Source organism: Streptomyces huasconensis, from assembly GCF_021028635.1.
Lineage (GTDB): Bacteria > Actinomycetota > Actinomycetes > Streptomycetales > Streptomycetaceae > Streptomyces > Streptomyces huasconensis.
In genome coordinates this window covers 6,515,403-6,526,874 of record NZ_CP086119.1, presented here as the reverse complement: position 1 = coordinate 6,526,874, position 11,472 = coordinate 6,515,403, and the positions used below count along the sequence as shown (strand labels likewise).

The following is an 11,472-nucleotide window of genomic DNA, read 5'->3' as shown; positions in this document are numbered from 1 at the left end:
TGGGGAGGGACCGGAGTGACAGACCAGAGGGACGGTCGCGGGACGGAGGGCGTGCTACTTGGCTTCGGCCGCGGCCGTCTCCGCCTTCTTCTGGAGGTCGCCGAGGACCTGCTTGGGGTCGTCGACGACGGCCTTGCCGCCGGTCTTCTTGATCTCGGCGGAGACGACGTCCCAGGTGGTGTCGCCCAGCGGGTAGAACTTGGCGCTCGGCAGCACCTCGAAGAACGGCTCCAGGTCCTTGTGCTTGCCGTTGGTCTGCATGGTCTTCAGGGCGTCCTGGGTGACCGGCATGAGGTTGTACATCTCGTCGAACGCCAGCATCTTCTTGGAGTACGTGAAGTCGAGGAACTTCTTCACGCCTTCCTTCTCCGCGCCGCCGTCCTTGAACGCCATCATCCAGTCGGCCACGCCGAGGGTGCTCTTCAGCGGGCCTTCCTTGCCGGGGATGGGGGCGACGCCGTAGTCGACCTTGCCCTCCTTGGCCATCTGGATGAGGCTCGGGTGGCCGTTGAGCATGCCGACCTTGCCCGCGGCGAAGTCGGCGAAGGCCGTCTTGCGGTCGGTGGAGGCGGGGTTGGCGTAGGTGAGGCCGGGCTTGACCAGTTCGCTCTTGAGCCACTCGAACGTCTCGACGTTCCGGGCGCTGTCCAGGGTGTACTTGCCGCCCGCGTCGGTGTAGCCGCCGCCGTTGCCCAGCTCCCACATCATCGTCTCGCCCTGGGCCTCCTCGGGGCCGAGCGGCAGGGCGTACGGAGTCTCGGCGGCCTTCTTGTCCTTGATCTTCTTCGCGGCGGCGGCGAGTTCGTCCCAGGTCTTCGGCGGGGTCTTCACGCCGGCCTTCTTGAGGACGTCCTTGTTGTAGAACATCACGCGGCTGGAGGAGACCCAGGGGATGCCGTACTGGGTGCCGTCGACCTCGCCGGCCTTGGCGAAGGTGGGGATGAGGTTCTCGCGGGTCTTGGCGGACATCACCTCGTCCGCCTTGTAGAGGAGGTCGTCGGCGACCTTGTCCGCGTAACCGCCCGTCTGGAGCAGGTCGGGTTCGTTGCCCGCCTGGATCATGTTCTTGACGGACTTGTCGATCTCGTTCCAGTTGATGACCTGGACGTCGACCTTGTAGCCCTTGTTGGCCTTCTCGAATTCCTTCTTGACCTGGTTCCAGTACACCTTGGAGGCGTTGGAGGCCTTGTCGCCGTAGTCGGCGGCGACGAGCTTGATGGTCTTGCCGTCACCGCTGTCGCTGTCCCCGCCGCAGGCGGTGAGCCCCAGCGCCATGCAGAGCGTTGCCGCGCCGGTGGCGACCATTCGATTCCTCATGCTGTTCAACCCTTCGACATCGGTGTCGACTTGGCGCGTACAGTCGCCCCCCGCGGCGCCGTCGCGCCGACACTACTCACGTCCGGTTTTGCCCCGACAGGCCTAGACCACTTTCGTGGCCAAGCTGAAATCACCTGCCCCACCAGGTCACTTGAGCGCACCCGCGGTCAGACCGGCCTGTACCTGTCGCTGGAAGACGGCGTACACGACGAGCACCGGGAGCATGGCGATGGTCAGGCCCGCGAAGAGCGCGCCCCAGTCGCCGCGGTAGCCCTGGGAGACCGCCAGCGAGGCGAGTCCCTGCGGCAGCACGTAGTTCTTCGTCTCCTCGTTGTTGAGCAGCAGCGGAAGCAGGTACTGGTTCCACTGGCCGAGGAAGTTGAAGATGCCGATGCTGACCAGGCCCGGCTTCGCCATCGGGAGCATGATCTGGAAGAACGTGCGGGTGTGCGAGGCGCCGTCGACCATCGCCGCCTCCTGCACGCCGGTCGGCAGCGTACGGAAGAAGGAGGTCAGGAAGAAGGTGGTGAAGGGCAGCGAGTAGGCGATGTACGCGATGATCAGGCCGGGCCGGGTCTCCAGGAGCCCGAAGTTCTCCATGACGGCGAAGAGCGGGACCAGCGCGAGGATGACCGGGAACATCATGCCGCCCGCGAAGAGCATGAAGACGACGCGGTTGCCGGGGAAGGTGAAGCGGGCGATGACGTAGGCCGCCATGGAGCCGAGCAGCATGGTGCCGGTCAGCGAACCGGCCAGGATGATCAGCGAGTTGATGGTGTACCGGCCGATGTCGGCCTTGTTCCAGGCGTTGGTGAAGTTCTCCCAGTGGAAGGCGGCCGGCCAGCCGGCCGGATCGCTGAGGATCTCCGCCGAGGGGCGGAACGCGGTGAGCGCGACCCAGATCAGGGGCCCGGCGGCCAGGACGACCCACAGGACGAGGAAGGCGTGCGAGAAGACGTTGAGGGTGCCGCCCGACTCCTTCTCGGTCTCGCGGCGGGGCGCCTCGGTGGTGCCGGGGCGGGGCGTGGCGGCGGCGGTCGTGGTCATGATGCAGTGGCTCCCGCGGTCTTCAGTATTCGATCCGGTCGCGATTCCCGACCCGCATGACGATCAGGGAGAACGCCACGCTCAGGACGAGCAGGACGACGCCGATGGAGGTGGCGTAGCCGTACTGGCCGTCGCGGAAGCGTTCGTAGAGGAAGACCGGGGTGACCTTCAGGACGTGCGCCGGGACCATCACGAGGCAGATCGCGAAGGTGTCGAGCGCCTGGATGCCCATGTAGATCCAGCCGGTGCGTACGGTGTCCCAGATGAGCGGGAGCGTGACGCCGAAGAAGGTGCGGGCGCGGCCCGCGCCGTCCAGGAGCGCGGCCTCGTGGATGTCCTTGGGGATGGCGCCCATCGCCGCGGAGAACAGCACGACGTAGAAGCCGACGAAGCTCCAGCTGATGACGGTGAGCAGTGCGATCAGGGCGAGGGTCTCGTCGCCGCCCAGCCAGGCGGGGCCTTCGATGCCGGCCTTGTCCAGGCCGCCGTTGATCAGGCCGCTGTTGGTGTTGAAGACGCGCCCCCACACCACGGCGACGATGGAGACGGACAGCACCTGCGGGAAGAAGTAGACGACCTTGTAGAAGGACGACCCTGCGACGCCCGCGATGGCCTGGCCCCGGCGGTGCCGGCCGCCCGCGGTGATCATGTAGGCGAAGAAGATGCCGAGTACGAGTGTCACGACGGGCGCGATCACCAGCAGGAGCGCGCTGACCTGGAGCGAGTCCCAGAAGCGGACGTCGTCCCACATCTTGCGGTAGTTGTCGAACCCGATGAAGTTCGCGACCGGGCCGCCGGACCAGTCGGTGAAGGAGTAGTAGATCGCCTGGAGGAACGGCGAGACGACGAAGAGCGCGTAGAAGGCGAGGGGCACGGCCAGGAAGCCGAGGATGAAGCGGTACTTGTCGAGGGTGCGGTAACGCCGGTCGTAGCGGACCCGTTGGGGTGTGAGGCCGGGCGGCAGCAGCACTGCCGGCCACAGCAGCAGGCCGGGGAGCGGGGTCGGCGGTGGCTTGTGCTCGCCCCGCGCCGCCTCCGAGTCCGGCGAGTTCCGCGAGTCGTCCGTCTTCTGCGCGTTCTTCGAGTTCTTCGAGTTCTTCGAGGGGGGCGGTTCGCCCACCTGGGTCCCGGTCTTCACGCTGCTCAGCCTCGCCCGCTCTTGTGCCTCGTCGGCTCTCGTGCCCGGTCCGCCGCTCAGGCCTTCTTGACCTTGGTGATGTCGGGGTCCTTCAGGATGCGCTCGGAGGCCTTCTGCATGGTGTCCATCGCCTGCTTGGGGCCGATCTGGCCCTGCATGAACTTGTGGATCATGTTGTTGAAGTCCTCGCGGAACAGTTCGTTGTACCAGTCCATGAACCGGGGGATGACGATGTTCTCGCCGGCCGCCTTGATCGCCGCCTGGGCGCTCGCCGTGCCCGAGGGCAGCTTCACGCCGTCGATGGCGCCCTTGACGACGGGCAGCGAGCCGACCTCCTCGAAGAGGTTGCGGGCGGCTTCCTTGCTGTACATCATCCGCAGCCACTCCAGGCCGCCCTGCCGGTTGGTGGCCTTGGCGGGGACGATGAAGGGCTCACCGGCCGGGGCGTAGAGCGTGCCGAAGGGCATCTTGTCGCCGGAGTCCAGCGACGGGGTCGCGCCGACCGCCATCCGGAAGTCCTTGGGAGTGGTGTCCTTCGCCTCGTTCTCCACCCAGGAGCCGTTGGGCACGAAGAGGCACTTGCCCTCCTTCGTCCACGCGGTCTGCATCTCGGTGTGGGCCTGCTGGCCGTCGAAACCGGTCAGGACGTACTTCTTGGCGACCAGTTCCTCCCAGGCCTCGAAGACGTCCTTGACGGCGTCGTGCCGCCAGGCGTCCGGCTCCAGGTAGTCCATCGCCTCGATGACGTCGCGGCCGCCGCGCTGGGCGAACATCGCGTACATGCTGAAGAACATGTAGCGCGGGTGGCCGCCCGGGTAGCTCCAGCCGTGGATGCCCTTGGCCTTGGCCTTCTTGCAGACGGCGAGCATCTCGTCCCAGGTCTTCGGGTACGCGGTGTCGAGGCCGTCCTCCAGGAGCTTGGCGGAGTACCAGTTGCCGTACACCGTCAGCGTGATGTTGAGCTGGTAGCACTCCTCGCCGCCGAAGCGGCCCATCTGCTCGACGACGGGCACCAGGGTCTCGCGCACGGTGACGTCCGGGTCGTCCCAGGAGGGCGCGTCGAGCACCTCACCGAGGTCGGCGACCTGCTTGTTGTGCACGAGCTTGCCGATGTTCATCTGCTCGGCGCCGGAGTTGTTGACGACGTCCGCCGTGGGCTTGCCGCGGACGATCTTCGGCTGGACCTGGGTGGCGATCTTCTCGGTCGCCTTCTGCTCCGGCTTGGCCTTGGGGTACTTCTCGGCGTACATGTCCGTGACGAACTGGGCGTACTTGTCGCCGTATCCGCCGTTGAAGATGTAGACCGCGAGGCCCGCGTCCGCTTTCACGCCGAGCGGGTTCTTCTTGCTCTTCTCGCCCTTCTCGGCCTTGTTCTCCTCGCCGCCTCCGCTGGCGCAGGAGCTCAGCGCCCCGACGGCCGGCACCGCGAGCAGGCCGGCGGCCGCCGCCCTCTTCATGACATCACGACGGTTGACGCTGGTGGTTCCCATGCTCAAGTCCTCGCCTTCATACAGGACTCAGGCGGTGAACCGGACCCTCCCCGGCACCGCGGTGGTGTGAAGCTGGGGTCGTGCGATCGTGCCGAACGCTGAGCGAATGCCGACAGGTATAGTCCACTCCCGGCCGGCTGGGCAAGATCGAACACAGGCTTCCGGTACAGGTTCTCCGAGTTGAGACCTACGGAGATCCTGGCCAAACCTCTCGCACATCACCTCGCCGCCGCGTGGACTTTCGCGCCGGTTTCCATGGACTTTCGGGGGTTCGCGGCTGGCGCCGGGTGCGCCCAGGTTGGCCACGTCCGACGCCGGATGCGTCCTCCCCCGCGAGGCGGCCACCCCCGGCGTCTCGGTGGCCGCCCCCGGCTGACGCCGCAGTCGGCGGGTCAGGCGTCGATGATCACCGGGATGATCAGGGGCCTGCGGCGGTAGGTGCGGAAGGCCCAGTTCGCCACGGCTCGTGCGAGGAGCTGTTCGAGCTGGTGGGCGTCCCCGACGCCCTCCTGCGCGGCGTTGGCCAGGGTCTTCTCGATCACGGGGATGACGGACTGGAAGGTGGACTCGTCGTGGACGAAGCCGCGGGCCAGGAAGTCGGGGGCCTCGGCCAGGGCGCCGGTGTCGGCGTCGACGATCGCCACCACCGTCACCACACCCTCCTCGGCGAGGGTGCGCCGGTCCTTGAGGGAGGCTTCCGTGGCGCCGCCGACCTCCATGCCGTCCACGTAGACGTACCCCGCCGGCACCTTCCCGGTGATCTTCGCGCGCCCGTCGACGAGGTCGACGACGACGCCGTCCTCGGCGATGACGACCCGCTCGGGGTCGACCCCGGTACGGATGGCCAGGTCGGCGTTGGCCTTCAGGTGCTTGAACTCTCCGTGCACCGGCATGACGTTGCGGGGCTTGACGATGTTGTAGCAGTAGACGAGTTCCCCGGCGCTGGCGTGTCCGGAGACGTGCACCTTGGCGTTGCCCTTGTGGACGACGTTCGCGCCCCACCGGGTCAGGCCGTTGATGACGCGGTAGATGGCGCTCTCGTTGCCCGGGATGAGGGAGCTGGCGAGCAGGACCGTGTCGCCCTTGCCGATGCGGATCTGGTGGTCGCGGTTGGCCATTCGGGAGAGCGCGGCCATCGGTTCGCCCTGGGAACCGGTGCACACCAGGGCGACCTTGTGGTCGGCCAGGTTCTCCAGCTCCTTGGCGTTGACCACCAGACCGGACGGCACCTTGAGATAGCCGAGGTCACGGGCGATGCCCATGTTGCGGACCATCGAGCGGCCCACGAAGGCGACCTTGCGGCCGTGCGCGTGAGCGGCGTCCAGGATCTGCTGGATACGGTGCACATGGCTGGCGAAGCTGGAGACGATCACGCGGCGCGGCGCGGTCCGCATGACCTGCTCGATCGCGGGGTTCAGCTCCCGCTCGGAGGTGGTGAAACCGGGCACCTCGGCGTTGGTGGAGTCGGTCAGGAACAGGTCCACGCCCTCCTCGCCGAGGCGGGCGAAGGCGCGCAGGTCGGTGATGCGGTCGTCCAGCGGGAACTGGTCCATCTTGAAGTCCCCGGTGTGCAGGACCAGTCCGGCGCTGGTACGGATCGCGACCGCGAGGCTGTCCGGGATGGAGTGGTTGACCGCCACGAACTCGCACTCGAAGGGGCCAAAACCGCGCCGGTCGTCCTCGCGCACGCGTACCGTACGCGGCCGGATGCCGTGCTCCTTGAGCTTGGCCTCCAAGAAGGCCAGCGTCAGCTTGGAGCCGACGACCGGGATGTCGGACCGTTCGCGCAGCAGGTAGGGGACGCCCCCGATGTGGTCCTCGTGGCCGTGGGTGAGCACGATCGCCACCACGTCGTCGAGACGGTCCCGGATGGAGGTGAAGTCCGGCAGGATGACGTCCACCCCGGGCTGGGTCTCCTCGGGGAACAGCACACCGCAGTCGACGATCAGCAGTTTGCCCGCGTGTTCGAAGACGGTCATGTTGCGGCCGATCTCACCCAGGCCGCCGAGGGCGACGATCCTCAGCCCACGCTTGCTCAGTGGTGGGGCGGCTTTCAATTCTGGATGCGGATGACTCATGCCCCGACGCTACCGGAGAGGCGCGCGGGTGATCCTTTGCCGCCCGTGGACTCATACCGCCGACCACCCGATCTGCCCCGGATAACCCGGATTACTACGGAATGCACGGCCCTCCCTCGGGGCCCCTGGTCCTCCCCCGGGCGCCCGACCCGCCGCCGGGTGCCCGACCCACCGTCAGGGCGCCCGACCGGCCGTCGGGGCGCCCGGTCCTCCGTCGGGGGCGCCCCGGCCTGCCCCCGGAACACCCGCCCCTCCCCCAGAGCGCCCCGAGCCCCCCCGCCCGCCGATCCGCCCCCGCCCCTCAAGGGCCGGCACCGTCGCCGCACACCTCACCCCGGCCCCACGAAACGCGGCAACAGCCTTGACACCCTTCGCCACTTGACTCCCTACTAGACCTTGCGCAGCGATCGTGACAACGTTGTCCAACTCGCAAGGAGGGGCTCGGGGATGCCGCACACGGCACGCAGATCTCGTCAAAGACACCATCACCCGCCGGTCGCCGTCGGCACGCTGGCGCTCGCGCTCACGCTCGTCGTGGCCGCGCAGGGCGCCACCGTCGCGGCGCCACAGAAGCCGCCGCGCCCCGACCGGGAGTTCGCTTCCTCGTTCGAGGAGGGTGAGGCGCAGCCCGACTGGGTGAGCACCGTGGAGACGGCCCCCGGCGGCGGCAAGAAGGCCTCGGGCGTCAACGGCGCGTTCAGTTCCGGCCTGCCCGGCAGCGTGATGGACCACGTCACCGAGGTCCGGGCCAGCGGCGAGAACACGGGTTCGGGCGAGGTGGCGGAGAACCTCGTCGACGGCGAGGCGACCAGCAAGTGGCTGACGTTCGCCAGGTCCGGCTGGGTCGAGTTCGACCTGAAAGAGCCCGCCAAGGTGGTGACGTACGCGCTGACGTCCGCCAACGACCACGCCCCGCGCGACCCGAAGGACTGGACCCTGAAGGGCTCCGCCGACGGCAAGGACTGGAAGGTCCTCGACGAGCGCGGGGGCGAGGTGTTCGACGGCCGGCACAAGACGAAGAAGTACGACTTCACCAACGCGACGGCGTACCGCCACTACCGCCTGGACATCTCCGCCAACAACGGCGCGCCCGACATAGTCCAGCTGGCCGACGTGCAGCTCTCGGTCGGCGGCACCGAGGCGCCCGCCCCCGAGGACATGCTGAGCCTGGTGGACCGGGGCCCCAGCGGCTCGCCCACCGCCAAGTCGCGCGCCGGGTTCACGGGCAGGCACGCGCTGCGCTATGCGGGCACCCACAAGGCCGACGGCCGCGGATACTCGTACAACAAGGTCTTCGACGTGAACGTGCCGGTGCGGCGGAACACCGAGCTGGGCTACCGCGTCTTCCCCTCGATGGCGGAGGGCGACCTCGACTACGCGGCGACGAACGTCGCCGTGGACCTGGCGTTCACCGACGGCACCTATCTGAGTGACCTCAAGGCCACGGACCAGCACGGTTTCCCCCTGGACCCGCGCGGTCAGGGCGCCGCCAAGGTGCTCTACGTCAACCAGTGGAACAACGTCGCCTCGCGGATCGGCGAGGTCGCGCGCGGCAAGACGGTCGACCGCGTCCTGGTCGCGTACGACGCTCCGAAGGGCCCGGCGAAATTCCGCGGCTGGCTGGACGACGTGTCGTTGCGGGAGAAGGCCCCGCCGAAGCCGAAGGCGCACCCCTCCGACTACGCGGACACCACCCGCGGCACGAACTCCAGCGGCGGCTTCTCGCGCGGCAACACCTTCCCGGCGACCGCCGTCCCGCACGGCTTCAACTTCTGGACGCCGGTGACGAACGCGGGGTCGCTGAGCTGGCTGTACGACTACGCGCGCGGCAACAACGACGACAACCTGCCGACGATCCAGGCGTTCAGCGCGAGCCACGAGCCGAGCCCGTGGATGGGCGACCGGCAGACGTTCCAGCTGATGCCGTCCGTCGACAAGGACACGCCGAGCGCCTCGCGGACCAAGCGGGCGCTGCCCTTCAGGCACGAGAAGGAGACGGCGCGCCCGCATTACTACGGTGTGACGTTCGAGAACGGCCTGAAGGCCGAGATGGCGCCCACCGACCATGCCGCGATGATGCGGTTCACGTACCCCGGTGACGACGCGAGCGTGATCTTCGACAACGTCTCGGAGAAGGGCGGTCTCACCCTCGACGAGGAGAACGGGATCATCTCCGGTTTCTCGGACGTCAAGTCGGGGCTCTCGACGGGCGCCACGCGCCTGTTCGTGTACGGGACCTTCGACGCACCGGTCACCGCGGGCGGCAAGCTGGAGGGCGGCGGGGGCGGTGACGTCACCGGCTATCTGCGTTTCGCCCCCGGCAAGGACCGCACGGTCACCCTCCGCCTCGCCACCTCCCTCATCGGTGTGGACCAGGCGAAGGCCAACCTGGCCCAGGAGATCCCGGCGGGCACCTCCTTCGACCGCGTCAAGGACCGCGCCCAGAGGCAGTGGGACGCGATCCTCGGCAAGGTGGAGGTGGAGGGCGCGAGCCAGGGTCAGCTGACGACGCTGTACTCGTCGCTGTACCGCCTGTACCTGTACCCCAACTCGGGCTTTGAGAAGGTCACTTCGGCGGCCGGCAAGGCGACGTACAAGTACGCCTCGCCGTTCTCCCCGCAGACCGGTCCGGACACCCCGACCCATACCGGCGCGAAGATCGTCGAGGGCAAGCCGTACGTCAACAACGGCTTCTGGGACACCTACCGGACGACATGGCCCGCGTACTCGCTCCTTACGCCGAAGAAGGCGGGTGAGCTGGTCGACGGGTTCGTGCAGCAGTACAAGGACGGCGGCTGGACCTCGCGGTGGTCCTCGCCGGGGTACGCGGACCTGATGACGGGCACCTCGTCGGACGTCGCGTTCGCCGACGCGTACGTCAAGGACGTGAAGTTCGACGCGAAGGCCGCGTACGAGGCGGCGCTGAAGAACGCGACCGTGGTGCCGCCGAGTGCGGGGGTCGGCCGCAAGGGCATGAAGACCTCGCCGTTCCTCGGTTACACGAGCAGCGAGACGCACGAGGGCCTGTCATGGGCGCTGGAGGGTTACCTCAACGACTACGGCATCTCCCGCATGGGCGCGGCCCTCCACAAGAAGACGGGTGTGAAGCGGTACAAGGAGGAGTCGGAGTACTTCCTCAACCGCGCGCGGGAGTACGTGAACCTCTTCGACGAGAAGGCGGCGGGCGCCGGCACGGCCCCCGGCTTCTTCCAGGGCAAGGACGCCCAGGGCAAGTGGCGTGTCCCCTCCGAGAAGTTCGACCCGCGCGTGTGGGGTCACGACTACACGGAGACCAACGCCTGGGGGTACGCCTTCACGGCCCCGCAGGACTCACGCGGCCTCGCCAACCTCTACGGCGGCCGCGAGAAGCTGGCCGAGAAGCTGGACACGTACTTCGCGACGCCCGAGACCGGTTCCGCCGAGTTCGCGGGTTCGTACGGAGGTGTCATCCACGAGATGACGGAGGCGCGTGACGTCCGCATGGGCATGTACGGCCACTCCAACCAGGTCGCCCACCACGTGGCGTACATGTACGACGCGGCCGGGCAGCCGGCCAAGACGCAGGCGAAGGTCCGTGAGGTCCTCGCCCGCCTCTACACCGGCAGCGAGATCGGCCAGGGCTACCACGGCGACGAGGACAACGGCGAGCAGTCCGCCTGGTATCTCTTCTCCTCGCTCGGCTTCTACCCGCTGGTGATGGGCAGCGGTGAATACGCCGTCGGCTCACCGCAGTTCAAGAAGATGACCGTGCACCTGGACAACGGGCGGGACCTGGTCGTCAAGGCGCCGAGGAACAGCGCGGAGAACGTGTACGTGCAGGGCCTCAAGGTCAACGGCAAGGCGTGGACGTCGACCGCGCTCCCCCACAAGCTGATCGCGCGCGGCGGGGTCCTGGAGTTCGACATGGGCCCGAAGCCGTCCGCGTGGGGCTCCGGCAAGAACGCCCAGCCGACGTCGATCACCCAGGACGACGAGGTGCCGTCCCCGAAGAAGGACGCACTGACGGGCGAGGGCACGCTCTTTGACAACTCCTCTGCCACGGCGGCCACTTCGGAGTCCGGGGCGGTGGAGTTGCCGGTCGGCAAGGAGACCAAGGCGGTGCAGTACACGCTGACGTCGTCCACCGACAAGGCGAAGGCACCGCGCGGCTGGGTGCTGGAAGGCTCCGTCGACGGGCGCACGTGGAAGCAACTGGACAAGCGCTCCGGCGAGTCCTTCGCCTGGGACCGGCAGACGCGGGTGTTCACGGTGGCCAGGCCAGGGACGTATGGCCACTACCGGCTCGTGCCGCACGGTTCCGCCACGCTGGCGGAAGTGGAACTGCTGGGCTGATCCGCCCGCACGGCGGGCGCGCGACGGCGCGGGGCGGGGTGGCACGACCACCTCCGCCCCGCGCACGCGT

6 protein-coding genes are annotated in these 11,472 nt (G+C 68.0%); 1 reads left to right on the top strand and 5 read right to left on the bottom strand.

Annotation, left to right across the window (positions count from 1 at the left end):
• Nucleotides 1–54: 54 nt before the first annotated feature.
• The 5 genes from J2N69_RS29185 to J2N69_RS29165 all read right to left on the bottom strand — a co-directional run bounded on the left by J2N69_RS29185 (nucleotide 55) and on the right by J2N69_RS29165 (nucleotide 7,070).
• Complete coding sequence (locus J2N69_RS29185) at nucleotides 55–1,317, bottom strand: extracellular solute-binding protein (RefSeq protein WP_230903341.1); 1,263 nt, start codon at nucleotides 1,315–1,317, stop codon at nucleotides 55–57.
• Between the two features lie 147 nt (nucleotides 1,318–1,464).
• Nucleotides 1,465–2,364, bottom strand: a complete 900-nt coding sequence (locus J2N69_RS29180; protein ID WP_230903340.1) for a carbohydrate ABC transporter permease — start codon at nucleotides 2,362–2,364, stop codon at nucleotides 1,465–1,467.
• A gap of 22 nt (nucleotides 2,365–2,386) precedes the next feature.
• Nucleotides 2,387–3,328: a carbohydrate ABC transporter permease gene (locus J2N69_RS29175; protein WP_230904925.1), complete on the bottom strand. Its 942-nt coding sequence runs from the start codon at nucleotides 3,326–3,328 to the stop codon at nucleotides 2,387–2,389.
• Between the two features lie 230 nt (nucleotides 3,329–3,558).
• Nucleotides 3,559–4,992 (bottom strand): N-acetylglucosamine/diacetylchitobiose ABC transporter substrate-binding protein, encoded by a 1,434-nt coding sequence (gene ngcE / locus J2N69_RS29170; RefSeq protein ID WP_230903339.1) that lies wholly within the window; start codon nucleotides 4,990–4,992, stop codon nucleotides 3,559–3,561.
• Nucleotides 4,993–5,384: 392 nt separating this feature from the next.
• The gene (locus J2N69_RS29165) at nucleotides 5,385–7,070 is read right to left on the bottom strand and encodes a ribonuclease J (RefSeq protein WP_230903338.1); all 1,686 of its coding nucleotides are present in this window, start codon (nucleotides 7,068–7,070) and stop codon (nucleotides 5,385–5,387) included.
• A gap of 447 nt (nucleotides 7,071–7,517) precedes the next feature.
• Between J2N69_RS29165 and J2N69_RS29160 the strand changes: the two genes are divergently transcribed.
• Nucleotides 7,518–11,402, top strand: coding sequence for a GH92 family glycosyl hydrolase (locus tag J2N69_RS29160; protein WP_230903337.1), 3,885 nt, complete (start codon nucleotides 7,518–7,520; stop codon nucleotides 11,400–11,402).
• Nucleotides 11,403–11,472 lie beyond the last annotated feature (70 nt).